The sequence below is a fragment of the Echinicola sp. 20G genome (assembly GCF_015533855.1).
In the GTDB taxonomy this organism is placed as follows: Bacteria; Bacteroidota; Bacteroidia; order Cytophagales; family Cyclobacteriaceae; genus Echinicola.
The window spans coordinates 3,184,619-3,201,780 of record NZ_AP024154.1; the positions used below are offsets into that span (position 1 = coordinate 3,184,619).

Sequence of the window (17,162 nt, forward strand, 5' to 3'; positions counted from 1 at the left end):
AAACTCAATTTTTTAATGATGAAAACAACGATTATGATGTTGGGTATTTTGGCATGCTGTGGAGCCTGTACACAAGAGGAAAAACCATTGATAGAAGCGGAAGCCACGGTGATGTACACCGGTGATATGGCATTGGATGGCTGTGGTTGGCTGATAGCCATCAATGATGAATTCTTTAGGCCTGAAAACCTCAAGGAAGATTTTAAAGTGGACGATCTTGAAGTCTATGTACACTATACCCTTTCCGGTGGAGTCTACTCTTGTGGAATGGGCAATGCCGGGATCAGCAGGGTTTCAATTGAGCAAATTGTTTTAAGATAAAACCTGTATTTATAGAGTCCAAAAAAGATACATTTCAATTACTATGACCAAACTGAAAATGTCAATAATGTCATATTAAAGAAAGATAAGTTTTGCATTTGACTAACGGTCTGGTTGTTATAAGAAGTATCTTAAAGCTATATTCAAAATGATTTAAGTTATACTTTTTAAATAAAATAATTGTGTATTTTTGCACTAAATTTAAAATTATATTAAAATTCCAATTTATTTATGTGTAAGTTTTTGATTGCTAGTTTTTTAGTGTTAAGTGTTTTTTCATGTAAAGAAGATGAGGAAATTGTTCCAGATCAGACCGGTGAGGTTGAAGAGAATGAAATTGTATGGGAGGCAAAGCGTGAGTCGATAACCTATAATTCATTTCCTTTGTTGGAAAGGGATGCTTATATGCAATATCCAGGAGCATTGATTACTTTGGAAAGTGTCTCTCAAGACAATTATGATTATGTTTTCAATTATACTTATAATGAAGTAGCCGTTCATTCAAGCTTGGAGGGGGCAAATCCTGCCAGCCAAATGATGATTCCTAGCTATGGGAATTTCTTTGAATTTGAAAATACATCGATCTATTTAAATCCCACTCCACCTGACAATGCAAATGAAAATATTGTTTCGCATGAGCAATGGATAAAGCCTATTTATTCCATGGAGCATTTGTATATGGAATTGGGAGGGAAAAATGCTTTTATATTCAAAAATGCTGTGCCCGATAAGATAAAATATGGTGAAAAGGACGGAAAAAGTAGAGGGGTGTTTTTTTCAGAAACCATTAATTATTCTTATGATTTGGAGGTCCTAGCTGGTTCTTCCTTAATTAAAGAGTCTGCAGATGATGAAGCTTTTAAGGATATGACTCCTGTATATGTTTCCAAAATTAATATGGGAAGAATGGCTGCAGTCTTTTTTGAATCTAGCAGTTCTTATGAAGAGCTAGAAAAAGCCTTGTTGGGTTTAATTGAAAATAAGGAGCTTTCGAAAGATCAGCAGCAGGTACTAGAAAATACCAAATTTATTGTCAGTGTTTCTAGGGGATGGAATGGCTTAGAAATTCCAACATCATCTGATGGTTTAAATGATTATAAAGATTTTAAGTCCATGTTGGAGTTAGGGGCAGAAAACCCTGTTTATGGAGAAGGAAAATATGGGGCGATAGTCAGTTTTGAACTGCGCCATATTGGAACCAATGAACTTGCCGAAGTAACCTTTTCAGCAGATTATGAAGTGCCTACAATAGTAGAATAGAAGTTTTAGTAACCATGTCATGACTTTAAGTCATGGCATGGTTATTTGCCTAGTTGACGTTTTTCATATTTATGCCTTCTATTGTGTTTTTTTAGACTTTCTGGCATAATTAATTAGTTTGAATTTGTAAAGGAGACTTCTTGTTAATCCAATTTTTGAAATACAGGTTTTTAATGTTTTAATATTTGAAAAATCTGCTTTGGATAGGATTTGCAATAAAAGATATTTTTTATGTTGATTGTTTAATGAGATAGCCTCATCCTTAAGGTTTCTTTTCAAAGAGCTTGAATTCAGCACTTCTGTAAGCTGGTCCCTAAAGGTTAATTCTCCGAACTGAATTGTTTCTTTTTCTACTGTCACACTGATATCATGCCTTCTTATCAATGTGTTTGCGTTTAAATTGTCAAAATACCATAATTCAGCTCCATGAATTAAGCATTCAATCCAGAATAGCCAATCCACTTTGCTCTTAAGTTTTTCATTAAAACGTATGTGGTTTTTCTCTATAAAATCCCTTGAGAATATTGGGCTACTAATTACCGAAAAATTATTTCTGATAAGGCTAAGGAAAATAGAATCATCAAACCCATTGAATTTTGGCATCCATTGGTTCCCTTTCATCTCGAAGTCGGGAAAAAGTTTTTTTTGGTTTTGACTATTGAAGTAGTAACAGTCAGAGTAACTAATTATATTTTTATTTAACTCTTTTAAAAATGTTATTTGAAGCGCAATCTTATTTTTGCTGATAAGGTCATCGGCATCCAAAAACTGAATATAATCTCCTGTGGCTAAATCTAGCCCGACATTTCTAGCACCTCCATTCCCTCTGTTTTTTATTCTTTTGTATATAAACCTATTGTCTCCATTAATAATTTTGTTTACTACCGAAAAAGTATTGTCAGTGGATTCATCATCAATAATAATCACTTCCCAGTTTTGATAGGATTGATCTATGATGTTATTGATGGTTTCCTCTATGAAATGTGCATAGTTATAGGTAGGGACAATTATAGATACCTTTGGATTATAATTATTTGGCACGGTCCTGTTAAGTAAGTTTATTTTGTGTTATTATGTTAACAATCTATATAAGAAGGAACTACTATTTATAGTTTATATTACTTTGATTTTAGTAACATGTTGGTGATTAATAAAAGAGTTAATCATCTGAGTTTATTAAAGTATTTTTTCTAAGGTGGACCTTACAGCCGATATTGAATAAGGCTCCAATGCTTTCAAACAATTATTTGAAATCTTTGACCAAGTTTTTTTGTCCTTATATAGACTTAGAATCTTTGCTATAAACTCATCTTTAGTGTTGGCAACCATTACATTTTCTCCTTCTTTAAGCCCCATTCCCTCTGCTCCAATGTCAGTAGTGATCACTGGAAGTTTAAAGGCCAAGCTTTGTCCTATTTTACCTTTCATTCCAGCTCCAAATCTTAATGGAGCAACAAATAACCTATGATTGGAAAAATAACCAGAAACATCTTGAACAAATCCTGGTACATCTACAAGGTCACTCCTTAGTTGTAACACTTCCTCTGTTGGTTTGCTTCCTAGTAGGGTTAACTTTAAATGAGGAATTTCTTTCCATATCTCAGGCATAATTTCGTTGACAAGCCAGACTACTGCATCAATATTTGGAGGGTGATCGTAAGCTCCAATAAAGAGAAGTCCTTCCCTTTCCTCGAAATCCAAATTGTTTGTAATGTCTTCTGGCTCATGAATATTGGGAATTACTTTTACATTTTTTATTCCCTCCTTTTCCAACATAACCTTTTCATCTTCTGTGACAGTGAAGGTGAAATTGGCTGCTTTTGCAATTTCTAACTCCTGTATTTTTACCTTTGAGGCCTCTTGCAATAACTTTTCATCATTAGTTTGTATGGCTTGGCGTTCAATCCGAATATGATGTAAATCTACTGTGTCATAAATCCACTTTGCGTTTGGGAACATTTCCAATAACCATTTGAACTCTAAATTCATTTCTGGTCGGCTTATCCAAACCACATCACATTTATCTAAGGTGAAATTAAGTTCTCTGATCATTCCAGGCCTATTGGGATATCTAAATAGTACTTCTACTCCAAGTTCTAACAAACTATCATAATAAGGTTGGGTCTTATTGGCATCATCAGGAATAAAAGTAATATGATACCTAAGATCTTTAATGATCTTTAGAATTTGAAATGCCCTAAATGAACCTGAATTTTTATCATAAGCAGGAATAATATTGTCTATAAAAACCAATCGTTTTTTAGGGAGTAACCTTCGGCTGGCAATCTGTATATTAAATTCATTATTATGGTCTTGAAGAACTTGTTTCCATTTATCAAGAAACTTGTGTTTGTTAATGTTTTGAAAACTTTTTACCGAGTTTTTCTTCGCAATCTTTCCTGATGTAATTCCCTCAAAATGTATGATTTCTGATAAGGGCTGGTAGATCACCTGTTTATTGAGCTGATTTCTAACGGCAAAACATAGATCAGTATCTTCATAATAAGCAGGTACAAGCTGTTCATCAAATCCACCTAATTTTTCGAAATCAGACTTTTTAACCAAAAGGCTGGCTCCAGAGCAGTAATCCACCTCTCTAATGTAGTTGTACCTAGGCCTGTCGGGAAGATCATTTCTACCATAATTTGCTCCCGAAGCATCATGAAAAATAATTCCCCCTGCTTCTTGCAAAAGCCCATGTCCATAGATTAATTTGCTTCCTACAGCACCGGTATTCTCATTATTGAATGGTTTTATTAGCTGATCGAGCCAGGATGAGGTGACTTGAGTATCGTTGTTTAGAAAATAAAGAAACTTACCCTTTGCTATTTTGGAGGCATTATTACAGTTTAATAGAAAGCCTTTATTCTCAATATTTCGGATATAGCGTATTCCAGAGACATTATTTTTGAAGAATTCTTCCGTTCTGTCGGTTGAACAATCATCCACAAGGATTATTTCAATTGTATGATTTTTCGGAAGGTTTAATTGAATAGACTTTAGGCAATTATAAGTAAATGCCAATTGGTTAAAAACAGGAATAATTATAGATACTTCTGGTTTTTTCTCTACCTCAAAAGAAAGGTTGGAATTTAAAATTTCTTCTGTTGATAATAATGGTAAAATTCCAGTTGGCTCAAAATACCTGTAACCGAATAAGGTTAAAAATATCTCTTTAAAATAAATTGAAAAGCGAGTATTATTGTCTGGGTTATAAAATGATGATGAAGATTTTTTTATTGAGTCCTTTAACCCTTCAAGAATGTTTTTCTTAAACAATATCAATCCAACAGTTATGGCAGTAAGCCTAACCAAATAATATGGATAAAATTTTGGATGTAATCTATAATAATTGCTTCTCCCTCGATCTTTGGCCCGATAATACTTACTGTTTATCTTAAAGCAATACCTTTTGTTATATTTATCTATCCACTTATAAATCTTCATATCTCAATTTTTAGGGAATTTTCAGCTATTAGTTAAAACAATAATTAAAGGGAATTTAGTATTCTTTTGAGGCTGGATTTGACTGTATTTGGTAATAAGGGTTCCAATACCTGGGCAGAACCATCAGAGAGTTTTTTCCACAGCATTTCATCCTGATAAACCTTGAGAATTTGAGCAACAAACTTTTCCTTGCTATCTGCAAGCATTACATTTTCCCCATCTTTCAGGCCCATTCCTTCTGCTCCTACATCGGTGGTGACTATGGGTAGCTGATAGGCCAGGCTTTGGCCTATTTTACCCTTCATACCTGCTCCATAGCGAAGGGGAGCTACAAATAAGCGGTGGTTCACAAAATAGGGCTCCACATCCTGCACAAAGCCAGGAACCTTGACCAAATCAGAGGCCAATGCCTTCACTTTTTCAGTTGGTGCGCTGCCCAAAAGGGTAACAGGCATGGCATGTTCTTTCCAGATAATGGGCATGATTTCTTCAATCATCCAAACCACTGCATCTATATTGGGCGGATGGTTATAGGAGCCAATAAACAGAATGCCCTCTCTTTCAGCATAACTTTTAGATGCAGCAACTGAATGGATCTCATGGATATTTGGGATTACCTCTACCCGCTTGATACCCTGCTGCATTAATAACTCTTTTTCATCGGTAGTTACGGTAAAGGATATATCAGCTTTTGATGTTAAGTCCAATTCTAATTGGTGAAATTTATGGGCTTTTCTTTTTAGCTTTTGACTTCCTGTTATTTCAGCTTCTCTTGAAAGTCTTATATAATGCAGGTCTATGGTGTCGCAGATCCATTTGATTTTTGGATTTTGTTTGAAAATCCACTCAAATTCTTTATTCAGCTGAGGTCGGCAAATCCATGCGGTGTCCACAGATGGCAGAATATCTATCAAGAGCTTTTTCATCCCAGACCTATCAGGATAAGCATATAAGATTTCTAATCCCAAATTTCTGAACTCCGTATAGTAGGGATCGTTTTTATCACCCTTTCTAGGGACAAAAATCACATGATATCCTAGATGCTTTAGCATTTTTAGCAAATGGAAGGCCCTTACGGAGCCAGAATCTTTATCATATTCTGGAAGGAAGATGTCTATAAAAAGGAGGGTTTTCTTGGGTAGAAATCTTCTTACGAGCTCCTCTTCATTGTTTAGCTCAATATTGTTAAAGTATTCGGGATAGCTTGTTTTTAAAAGATTGGTGTCCTTTTTAGTCGTTTCCAAATGTCCTACTTCTTCTTTGGATGAAAGGGTAAGCATTGGATTATATATCGTCCTTTTGTCTGCTTTCTTTTTTAACCTCAATGCCAAATCTGTCAAAGCATGGGATAGGGACTCATGATTATTATTTAGTCCGTTCTGTGCTTGAAGTTCTTTTACATTAAATATTACAAAACCACTATCAAGCGCATCTACTTCCCTGATGAAATTATATTTTGGATGAGAGGGTAGATCAAACTTACCATAATAGGTTAATTCAAAATCAGGATTGATGTATGAACCAGCACTTTTTATTAACCCATCTTCAGCTAATATTTTACCTGAAATTGCAGTCCAATCCGGGTTTGATTTCATATTTAGAACCAGTTCCTGAAGATTACCAGATTCCAATATGGTTTGTCCACTCCAAAAGGCAATTAAATCACTATTGGTTGAGCTAATCAATTCATTTAATGCAGAAATTAATTTCCCCTCTGACTGTATTAAATGGATGCCGACACCATAAGTATTTTCATCCAAAAAGCTTATGACCTCTTTTTGGCTTTCCTCTAAAACTACGATAACCTTAACCTCATCCTTCCAAGAAGATTTGATTGAGTACAATAATTGTGAAAGTGATGACATCTCTTTCACAGAATGAATGATTACAGTTAAAGTTGGGGATTCCTTTCTTCCGAAATGAACGGGGTTTTGCAGGTCAAGGGAAGGTTTTTTTTCCAGTTTTCCAGGATAATAACTATGGCCCAAAAGCTTAAGAACAGAAGCTTGTTCATAGGTTCCTGTTATTCGTTGCTGTTTGAGATTCCTAAAGCCAGCTATAAAAAATCTAAGCAAATAAAGGCCATATATTGAAGGAGAAGAAAAAGAAGAAAACTTCCCTGTTCTTTTCCTCGAATTGGCATATTTGAGATCAATTTTATAAATGGTTTTATGGAGCATTTTGTCCAGCCAAGTCTGCATTTGGAACAGTTTAGAGAGATTGATTAACTTACTTCGGTAAACTGCTGCATATTGACCAGCTTGTTGTATAATCCATCTTTGGTGACCAACTCTTGGTGGTTACCTTGTTCGATGATTTTGCCTTCTTCCAGCACTACGATGATATCGGCATTCTGAATGGTGCTTAATCGGTGTGCAATGACCAGAGAGGTACGGTTTTTCATCAGCTTGTTCAGGGCATCCTGTACCAGTTTCTCTGATTCGGTATCCAGGGCTGAAGTGGCCTCATCCAAGAGCATGATGGGAGGGTTTTTTAATACCGCTCTGGCAATGCAGATCCTTTGCTTCTGTCCACCGGAAAGTTTCAGCCCACGGTCTCCCATATTGGATTGGTATCCATTTTCTGTTTGCATGATAAATTCGTGGGCATTGGCAATCCTGGCTGCGGCTTCCACTTCCTCAGCAGTGGCATGAGGAGTGCCGAAAGCAATATTGTTAAAGATGCTGTCATTGAATAGGATAGACTCCTGGTTGACCATCCCCATCAGGTTCCTGAGCGAATCCATGGTGACATGGGAAATGTCTGTCCCGTCGATTAAAACTTGACCCGTATCAGGTTCTATAAATCTTGGAATAAGGTCCATCATGGTTGATTTTCCTCCCCCAGAAGGTCCTACCAAAGCGACCATCTTTCCTTTAGGAATGGTCAGGTTGATGTCCTCCAGTACTGGTCGGCCTGGATAGCTAAAAGACAAATCCTTTATTTCAATTTTATCCTTGAATTCATTGATTGGTGCAGCGTTATTTTTATCTGAAATGGCTGGCTTTTCATCAATTAAATCCAAAACTCGCTCACCAGCTGCCAATCCTGAATGTATAGAGCTAAAGGAGTTGGTCAATGCTTTTGCCGGACGCATCACTTGGCTAAATAGCGCAATATAAGCAATGAAGTCGGAGGCACTCAGCTCAGATTGATTGTTGATGATCAGCGAGCCACCGTATAATACGATTCCCGAAACCATCGCCACACCCAGAAACTCAGATACCGGGGAGCTCAGCTGTTGGCGCTTGGCCATTTTTTTGCCCAAAGAAGAAAAACGGACATTTTCATCATGGAATTTATCCTTGATCATTTCGGTGGCATTGAAAGCTTTGATGATCTTGATTCCGGACAATGCCTCATCCAAATAACTGATCATGACCCCATAGAGGTGCTGGGCTTGGGAAGCCTGGGATTTAAGCCTTTTGACAATCTGCGCGATAAAAAAAGCAGAGACTGGAATAACCAATAAAGAAAAGATGGTCAACTTATATGAGATGGCAAAGAGCATAAAAACATAGGCAATCAATTGCAGAGGCTCTTTAAAAATAACCTGTAGCGTGCCGGTTACCGAAAATTGAACCACCTGAACATCAGAAGAAATTTTGGAGATGATGTCACCTTTTCGTTGATTGCTAAAATAGCCTACATGAAGGTTCATGACATTGTCAAAGACCCGTTTTCTTAGGTTCAACAAGGTGTGAATTCTTAGGTTTTCCATTACCAATTGGGAAAGGTAGCGGAAAAGGTTGCCTAAAAGCACAGAGATAATGATTACGGCACAGACAGCCTGCAAGGCTCCCAAGGGCCCATATTCTTCCTTGGCCATTTGGGCGTAATAATTCAGGTAACCAAAAATATCCGTCCAACTTTCTGGTTTCGCCATCACCTCATTTGCCCCATCCTGTGTATTGAAGAGGGTGCTAAGCAAGGGGGCAAGCATGGCCAGGTTGAGGGTGTTGAATACCACTCCCAATAAAGTGAATATCAGGTAGGGTATGGCAAACTTCTCAATGGGTTTGGCAAAGGATAATAATCTAAAATAGGTTTTCAATTGTCTTTGTTATTTTTAGTCTCGAAGGACTTGTACAGCTGTATTTTTCTGCAAAGGTACTTTATTTATTGTCAAAGGCCTTATGGGACTGTCTGCCAGCTAAGCCTTGAATAAACTGTTTTTACCAAAATGGGATTGCTTCATTTCGCTGACGCTGCATTCGCAATGACGTTTTTTTATTCGTCATTGCGAGGAGAGACGACGAAGCAATCTTCTTCCTTAAGGTGGTGATCAGATAAGTTTATTTCATTTTATTTGAGATGACTCTTTACCAATTTTGGATATCGTCCCATAAATCTGTCCAATCTGGATTTAGGGAGTTTATTAATTCTTCTTTCTTTTTTCGGCTTCCGCCTTTTATTTGCTTCTCTCTTGCTATAGCTTCCTCAATTGAATGAAAATTCTCATAATAGACTAGCTTTTTTAAGTTATATCTAGATGTAAATGACTTAGTGTTATTTCCAGATTTGTGTTCATAGACTCTTTTTATAAGGTCAGATGTAACACCCACATAGAGCGTATTATTATATTTATTTGTCATTATGTAAATACATCCACCTTTTTTCATTTATATATTGACTTTAGTGCCATTGAAAGCTTTTCTGAATTTGATCAGAATCAAGATTAAACTATCCGATTAAATTGAATGGGAATGTTTCATTCGTCAAGATGGTTTTATTTGTTTATCTAACCAGTTTGATGTATTCTTTCTTTATGGTGTCAAAGGTGTTTTCTTTGATTTCAAAGAGGCTCTTGTACCCTTGGTGTTTTAGCATTTCTTCTTTGAGTTTTTTCCTTGAAAGATGGATCTCAGGTTTCTTTTTTAAATAAGCCCTATAGGCATCTAAAACCCACCATTTTCCCACTATAAGCCTTGGCAAAATTTCCATGACCATTAGCTGAATTTTCCACATCTTTAGTTTTATCCCATCCAAATGAATAGCCTGTAGAATAAATTTATTTCTATACAGAACGGGATATAGGGCTTTTTTCTTGTGTTCTTTTTTGGTTGTCGATGATACTTCGTGGTGACAGATCGCTTCGTGCTCATAGTAGCACTTCCAGCCCATCCGCCAAGCCCTGAAGCTCAGGTCTACATCTTCCACATAGAAAGGAGAGTAAATCTCATCAAAGCCCCCCAAGGCCAATAGCTTTTTCCTATCCACCAAGGCATTGGCTCCGGAAAGGTAGGCTGTAGGTGTCTTTTTGCTTGTGTCTGTGCAAAAGTAGAAGTAGGTACCCTTGAACTTAACTCCTTGAAAAGCCATCATTCTGGCAGCGTCTTCTATTTGACCTTTTGAGTTTACAATTCTCCCCATTACTCCAAAGGTGTCTTCCTGATCAAAGTACTTCCAGAGCGTTTCAAAGTAATTTTCCTCCAAAGCCACATCGGAGTTTAGCAGTAAAACCAAATCCATTTTTGCGACTTTGATTCCTTGGTTGCAGGTGTAGGAAAAGCCCTTGTTTTGAGGGGTTTCCACTAATTTGATAGCAGGGAAATGCTCCTTTATCCAACTTACAGAGGAGTCGTTGGAGGCATCATCGACTATAATCAGTTCAAATGGAACCTCCGAAATATGGGCCGCTTTGAATACAGTAGGCAGGTACTTCTCTAACAGGTGCCTTCCGTTGTAGTTGGGGATGATGATGGATATGCTTCTTTTTTGGGGCATTAATTTCTAATTCTCTAGTGAGCTAATGGTACCTGTACGGATTAATCCAATGGAATGTGACAATAACTTGATGATATTTTAAAGAATTCTTGGCTGTTGATGTGACCTATAATTATAAATTAAACTTAAATTTTTTTCTTAGATATATTTTCAACGGATTCTCAACAAAAACAAAAAGTAGGATAGCGATCACTTGTAAAATGATCAATAGAACCCAAATGTTGGATATGTAGATACCAATATAGTCTTTGAAGAGTCCTATGTGGATTAAATAAAAGGCATAACTGGCTTTTCCCAACAATTGCATCAATGGAGCAGAGAGGAAAGTGCTCAAATGGCTTCTTTCGTTTAAAAGCCCCCAGATCAATGGTCCAATGCCAATAACTGGCAGCACAAAATTGTTGAGGAAAATACCTGCCCAGTAACTGTCTCCTGAAGCACCGTTTTTTGATAATAGGGCCAGAGTCAGTAAGGTGAGCAAAATCCCTGCGGTTCCTATCAAGGTGAAGTAGCTCTTTTTATGATGTTTAGTTTTCACGAATAATTGAGCGATAAACATTCCAACCAGGAATTCAAAACACCGTCCAAAGAAGGTGAAGTTAAATAGAAATTTGAGATTTGGAATAAAGCCGTACAGAGGTAGAAACTGATGGGTAGCTATGATGGCAACACCTGTGGATACGACCACGAGGGTGATGGCTATAATCCTTAGTTGGGGTTTTTTAAAGAGAAAGGCTGAAAGTAAGGGAGCGGTCAAATAGAAACACTCTTCGACCGTTAAGGTCCATGCTTGTGCGATCCCTGTGAAAATATAATTTTCAAAGAAACCTTTCAACAGTGTAATGTTGAAAAACAGTTCCCACAATTGAGTTGCGGGAATACTTTTGAAGTACCAAAACTTAATTCCATAAGTTGACAAGGTCAGAATAACATAAAGTGGAAAAATTCTGGTAAAGCGCTTCCATAAATAGGAACGGTAGTTGAAATGTTGGGTTAACAAGTATTGATAAGAAATAATAAAACCACTCAAAACAAAGAATAGGCTAACACCGATGTGCATTTCATCAACTGTTTTTACTAAAAAAGGAGAGATATTGGCGTTTTTCAAAGGATTAATGTGGTGAAAAAACACCATTAGGGCGGCAAAGGCCCGGAGCCCTGTTAATGCTGGAAGATATTTAGGTGGCAGTTTGTTCAATGTAGTATTTCTATCCCAAAATAAAGGATAATATTTCTAGAAGAGAAAGATTAGATAATTTGATAGGAATTGTTTCGATAGATTTTTAAGTGTGATTATTACATTTTTTGTAAATTCAGTTAGAAATTTCCGTCAGCATATCCTATTAATCCTGCAACAACGTGAGGGAAACAGCTTCGGTTCTTTTTAATTAAAGGTGTTGAAAGCCTATCAAAATAGCCCTTGAAAAGCATGGAGAAGGATATTTACAATTAACTGACGGTTTTATGCTAGCTGTAATAAAGGTGGTTGAACTACTTTTGGGTATTGACTGGCCTTATCATTGGCGTTTTATCATTTAAAAGTACCCAAAATAATTATCCTCATTATGATCAGCTTTTCCAAATCCAAAGTAGATTTTAGATGCGCCTATAAAGGATATTTTTTAAAGCATCAGGTGTTTTTTTGGTGTACCCTAACAGTTTTGCTGGTGGTCTTTAATAATCAGGTTTTGGGGCAAGAAAAATTACGTGTGGCACCAGCTCCTATGTATAGAGATCCGGTATATGATGGTGCTGCTGATCCTGTTATGGTCTGGAACCGTCAAGAGCAATCCTGGTGGATGCTGTACACGAGTAGAAGAGCCAATCTTCCCACCCAGGATGTTTCGGCCTACTACGGTAACCGAATTGGTATTGCAGCGAGCAAAGACCACGGAAAGACTTGGGTGTTCAGAGGATACTTGGATCTTGAGTTTGAGCGTGGCTGGAATACTTTCTGGGCTCCTGAAGTCATCTATCATGATGGACAATATCACATGTTCGTTTCTTACATCCAGGGAGTCAGGAACCACTGGGGAGGGGCAAGTCACATCCATTATTTCAGTAGCAAAAACTTATGGGACTGGGAGCACCATGGTCCATTGACCCTTTCTTCGGATAAAATTATCGATGCAACAATTTTCAAAACACCTGAAGGAAAGTTCCGGATTTGGTACAAGGACGATAGCCGAGGAGGAATCACCATGGTATCCGAATCAGAGGATTTGGTAAACTGGGAAACCAAAGATTTACCTGCAATTGGCGGAGGGGCTCATGAAGGACCAAAGGTGTTTGAATATAAGAATTACTACTGGATGTTGACAGATGAGTGGAGAGGCTTGCGAGTATACCGTTCTGATGACCTTCAAAATTGGGTAAAGCAGGGATTAATCTTAGATAAACCATCAGCTCGGGAAGACGATAGTCCCAGTGGTGCTCATGGAGATGTATTGGTGTTTGGAGACAGGGCCTATGTGTTTTATTTCACACATCCTGGAAGGGAGAGTCATTCCGCTACCAAACCAGGACAATCCTTTCATCATAATCATAGAACCACCATTCAGGTTGCCCCTTTGATTTTTGATGGAGAAACCTTGAAAGATGATCGCAGTAAACCATTTGATTTCTATATGCCGGCATTGAATGAATAAATAACCTAACAAACTGAATATACCTATCGACCTATTTTAAACCTGTTGGGGCCAGCCTCATAAACTGCATTGCAGTTTATGAGGTGAAGGCTCACAAAGAAAAAGACCCAAAATGATTAAAAAACTTAAAATAATAGGCCTTGTCTGTCTGCTCTACAGTTCATCTATAGGGTTATTATGGGCGCAGCAAATGATGTTTGCCGATTCGAGCAGATTGGGCAGGCCTTTTTCCAAAGATCCCCATGTAGTGAAATTTGATGGAAAGTACCTGATGTACTTTTCTATTCCACCCGTCCCAGGCCAGTCTGGAGGCTGGGGAATAGGAGTGGCAAAAAGCGATGATTTGATTCATTGGAAAAGTATCGGAGAGATTGAAGCCACTGAAGAATATGAGAAAAATGGTTTTTGTGCTCCAGGTGCATTGGTAAAAGATGGTAAAGTACATTTGTTTTACCAAACCTATGGAAACGGCTCCAAAGATGCCATTTGCCATGCCTACTCCGAAGACGGAATTCATTTTACCAGGAATGAAACTAATCCAATTTTTGCACCACCGGCGAATGACTGGTCCAATGGCCGGGCAATTGATGCGGAAGTTTATCCTTTTAAGGGAAATTATTTTCTTTATTTCGCTACCCGTGATCCCAAAGGAGAAATTCAAATGCAAGGGGTGGCCAAAGCGCCCGCAGACACTGACTTTGGTCGAGATGACTGGACCATGGCCAAAGATGCCTCTATCTTAAAACCAGAATTGGACTGGGAAGGAAAGTGTGTGGAAGGGGCCTCTAACATTGAGCGAAAAGGAAAGCTTTATATGTTTTATGCTGGAAGCTATAATAATGCGCCTCAGCAGGTTGGAGTGGCCGTTAGTAAAGATGGTGTAAATTGGAAGCGTGTTTTTGATGAGCCTTTTCTACCAAATGGAAAGCAAGGGGAATGGAACAGCAGTGAATCCGGTCATCCTCATATTTTTGAGGATAAAGAATCAGGGAGGACCTACCTTTTTTATCAAGGGAATGATGACCATGGACAAACGTGGTGGCTCTCTAACAGAGAGGTAGAATGGAAAAAGGGCAAACCCCTACTGAAACAGTAATTATCAAGATACTATGAATAGATTGAAAGGCATTTGGCTGCTTATTGTAACAGGCTTCTTTCTCTTAGGGGCATGTCAGTCCAATAAGTCCCAAGAGGAATCGGTCGCCAAAAAGAAAGATTTTCAGATTATCAATCCGGTACTGCCGGGAGATCATCCTGACCCAACGGTAGTTAAGGTAGGGGATTTTTATTATGCTTCTGCAACTTCTAATGAATGGGCACCTCTATTTCCTATTTTTAAATCAGCTGATTTAGTGAATTGGGAGGTAGTGAATTATGTTTTTCCTGATGGAGCTCCTGAATGGGCCAAAAACAACTTTTGGGCACCAGAACTGGCTTTTGATGAGGCCCAAGGTAAGATTTATGCTTATTATACTGCCAGAGATAAAGCAAGCAATCGCCTGAGTGTAGCTGTGGCAAGTGCAGATTCTCCTGAAGGCGATTTCAAAGACCATGGTCCGCTGGTGGCTCAGGAAGTAGGGTCTATAGATGCCTTTGAGGTAAGGGATGAAAATGGAAAACTCTATTTGACATGGAAGGAAGATGGCAATAGTAGAGGACTTCCCACGCCAATTTGGGCGCAGGAGATCAACGAAGAAAGAACAGCCCTTTTGGGCGAACCACACGAGTTGTTTAGGAATGATGTAGATTGGGAGCTTAATCTAGTGGAGGGCGTCAGTATTTTTAGGGAAAATGAATATTTTTATGCCACCTACTCAGCAGGAGCTTGCTGTGACAAAGCCTGCAACTATAAAGCTGGAGTGGCCAGGGCCAAGAACCTTTTGGGACCTTGGGAAAAATATAATCAGAATCCTATTTTAAAGGATAATGATAACTGGAAGTGTGCTGGTCATGGCACAGTGGTGAAAAAAGATGGAGATTACTATCTATTATACCATGCTTACAGCACCGAAGGGGATGTTTATGTCGGAAGAGAAGGCGTGTTGGAACAGCTTCATTGGACGGAGGATGGCTGGCCGTATTTTGAAAACAAAGCCACTTACAACCGGGAAAAGGCTAGTTTGACATTTACAGATGACTTCAGCCCTTCCTTGGATCAGATTTGGCAATGGAGAGTGTCCCAAAATATTCAATATACTACAAATGAAGAAGGGTTGCTTTTACAGGCTTCTGATGAAAATGAGGGGCTAGGCTCATTATTGGTTCAAAGTTCCACTTCACCTGATTATGAGATTACAGTGACCATAAACCCTGAGCTAACCAATGCTTCTGGTGGAGTTTTGTTAGTGGGAGGGGCTCATAATGGCTTTGGTGCGCCGGTGGCTGGAATGGGAATTTCTCTCAATGGCAATGAAATTCAAGTAATCGAAAACAGGAATCAGCAGCTGGAAATCAAAGCTAGTGAGGCGATATTGGAGACCGAATCAATTCAATTGAAAATGACTGTGCGAGAAGGTCACCTTTTACATTTTGCTTATAAAGACTCAAAAAATGCATGGAAAGCACTTGGTAATGAATTCGATGCGGCCCATTTGGTGCCTTGGGGCATGGGCTTTCGCTTGGGCTTGTTTGCAAAAGGAGCCAATGGAACCGTGGTCAACTTTAAGGGTGTGACGATCAATCATCAATAAATGAATTAATCCTATACTACTATCAAAAACCCACCAATCAATATGAAAAAACTTAATGGACTTTTACTCTTGGCTTTGGTAGGCTTTTTTGCCTGCAACTCCAAAAGTTCTCATGAAACAAATGATTTGGAAGGAGAACAAGAGACTGTAAAAACGTCTGGCAACCCCATTTTCGAAGGCTGGTATGCCGATCCAGAAGCCATTGTTTATGGTGATACTTATTGGGTGTACCCGACCTATTCTGATGCTTATGAGAAACAGGTTTTTATGGACGCTTTTTCTTCCAAGGACTTGGTGAACTGGACCAAGCATGAAAGAATCATAGATACCACTGAGGTGAAATGGGCGGAAAAAGCCATGTGGGCACCAGGGGTAATCAGCAAAAATGATAAGTATTACCTTTTCTTTGCTGCCAATGATGTTCATGAAGGTGAAATAGGAGGAATTGGGGTGGCTGTGGCAGATCAACCTCAAGGTCCTTTTAAGGATATGTTAGGAGAGCCATTAATCAATGAAATAGTCAATGGGGCGCAACCAATTGACCAGTATATTTTTAAGGATAAGGATGGAACTTATTACATGTATTATGGTGGTTGGGGACATTGTAATGTGGTCAAGCTGAACGAGGATTTTTCAGGAATAGTCCCATTTGAAGATGGAGAACTTTATAAAGAAGTAACCCCTGAAAATTATGTAGAGGGACCTTTTATGTTTATAAAAGACGGGAAGTATTACTTTATGTGGTCTGAAGGTGGTTGGGGAGGACCTGACTATTCTGTGGCCTACGCTATTGCAGACAGTCCTTTTGGTCCTTTTAAAAGAGAAGGGAAGATTTTGCAGCAAGACCCTGAAGTGGCCACTGGCGCAGGACATCATTCCGTGATTCAGATACCAGGAAAAGATGAGTTCTATATTGTTTACCACAGGAGGCCTTTGACAGAAACTCACCACAATCACCGGGCTACCTGCATTGACAAAATGGAGTTTGATGAAAATGGTAAAATCAAACCAGTAAAGATCACCTTTGAAGGGGTCGCCAGCAAAAAGTTGAATTAAATATTATTCCTTG

At 38.3% G+C, this 17,162-nt stretch carries 13 protein-coding genes; 6 read left to right on the forward strand and 7 right to left on the reverse strand.

The genetic code is table 11. The features are described from left to right. The first annotated feature begins 15 nt into the window (after positions 1-15). Positions 16-321 carry a hypothetical protein gene (locus JL001_RS13140; RefSeq protein ID WP_200976646.1) on the forward strand — a complete coding sequence of 102 codons (306 nt, stop codon included), beginning with the start codon at positions 16-18 and terminating at the stop codon, positions 319-321. Between the two features lie 231 nt (positions 322-552). Beyond that, the gene (locus JL001_RS13145; protein WP_200976648.1) at positions 553-1,581 is read left to right on the forward strand and encodes a thiol-activated cytolysin family protein; all 1,029 of its coding nucleotides are present in this window, start codon (positions 553-555) and stop codon (positions 1,579-1,581) included. A gap of 78 nt (positions 1,582-1,659) precedes the next feature. Here JL001_RS13145 and JL001_RS13150 read toward each other — a convergent pair whose 3' ends face one another. The 7 genes from JL001_RS13150 to JL001_RS13180 all read right to left on the reverse strand — a co-directional run bounded on the left by JL001_RS13150 (position 1,660) and on the right by JL001_RS13180 (position 11,953). Then, complete coding sequence (locus JL001_RS13150; RefSeq protein ID WP_200976650.1) at positions 1,660-2,622, reverse strand: glycosyltransferase family 2 protein; 963 nt, start codon at positions 2,620-2,622, stop codon at positions 1,660-1,662. A 135-nt stretch (positions 2,623-2,757) separates the two neighbouring features. Then, positions 2,758-5,028, reverse strand: a complete 2,271-nt coding sequence (locus tag JL001_RS13155; RefSeq protein WP_200976652.1) for a glycosyltransferase — start codon at positions 5,026-5,028, stop codon at positions 2,758-2,760. Between the two features lie 44 nt (positions 5,029-5,072). Next, positions 5,073-7,229: a glycosyltransferase gene (locus JL001_RS13160; protein ID WP_200976654.1), complete on the reverse strand. Its 2,157-nt coding sequence runs from the start codon at positions 7,227-7,229 to the stop codon at positions 5,073-5,075. 23 nt (positions 7,230-7,252) lie between these two features. Further along, on the reverse strand, positions 7,253-9,082 hold the full coding sequence (locus tag JL001_RS13165; protein ID WP_200976657.1) for an ABC transporter ATP-binding protein: 1,830 nt from the start codon (positions 9,080-9,082) through the stop codon (positions 7,253-7,255). Positions 9,083-9,350: 268 nt separating this feature from the next. Continuing rightward, positions 9,351-9,650 carry a GIY-YIG nuclease family protein gene (locus tag JL001_RS13170; RefSeq protein WP_200976659.1) on the reverse strand — a complete coding sequence of 100 codons (300 nt, stop codon included), beginning with the start codon at positions 9,648-9,650 and terminating at the stop codon, positions 9,351-9,353. Positions 9,651-9,765: 115 nt separating this feature from the next. Continuing rightward, positions 9,766-10,755, reverse strand: coding sequence for a glycosyltransferase family 2 protein (locus tag JL001_RS13175; RefSeq protein ID WP_200976661.1), 990 nt, complete (start codon positions 10,753-10,755; stop codon positions 9,766-9,768). Positions 10,756-10,867: 112 nt separating this feature from the next. Beyond that, positions 10,868-11,953: an acyltransferase gene (locus tag JL001_RS13180; RefSeq protein WP_200976662.1), complete on the reverse strand. Its 1,086-nt coding sequence runs from the start codon at positions 11,951-11,953 to the stop codon at positions 10,868-10,870. Positions 11,954-12,320: 367 nt separating this feature from the next. Here JL001_RS13180 and JL001_RS13185 point away from each other — a divergent pair, with 367 nt between their 5' ends. The 4 genes from JL001_RS13185 (at position 12,321) to JL001_RS13200 (ending at position 17,149) form a co-directional block, all read left to right on the forward strand. Then, complete coding sequence (locus JL001_RS13185) at positions 12,321-13,403, forward strand: family 43 glycosylhydrolase (protein ID WP_200976664.1); 1,083 nt, start codon at positions 12,321-12,323, stop codon at positions 13,401-13,403. A 112-nt stretch (positions 13,404-13,515) separates the two neighbouring features. Next, positions 13,516-14,499, forward strand: coding sequence for a family 43 glycosylhydrolase (locus JL001_RS13190; RefSeq protein ID WP_200976666.1), 984 nt, complete (start codon positions 13,516-13,518; stop codon positions 14,497-14,499). Between the two features lie 13 nt (positions 14,500-14,512). Then, positions 14,513-16,093 (forward strand): glycoside hydrolase family 43 protein, encoded by a 1,581-nt coding sequence (locus JL001_RS13195; RefSeq protein WP_200976668.1) that lies wholly within the window; start codon positions 14,513-14,515, stop codon positions 16,091-16,093. 42 nt (positions 16,094-16,135) lie between these two features. Then, positions 16,136-17,149, forward strand: coding sequence for a glycoside hydrolase family 43 protein (locus tag JL001_RS13200; RefSeq protein ID WP_200976669.1), 1,014 nt, complete (start codon positions 16,136-16,138; stop codon positions 17,147-17,149). The last annotated feature ends 13 nt before the right edge of the window (positions 17,150-17,162 follow it).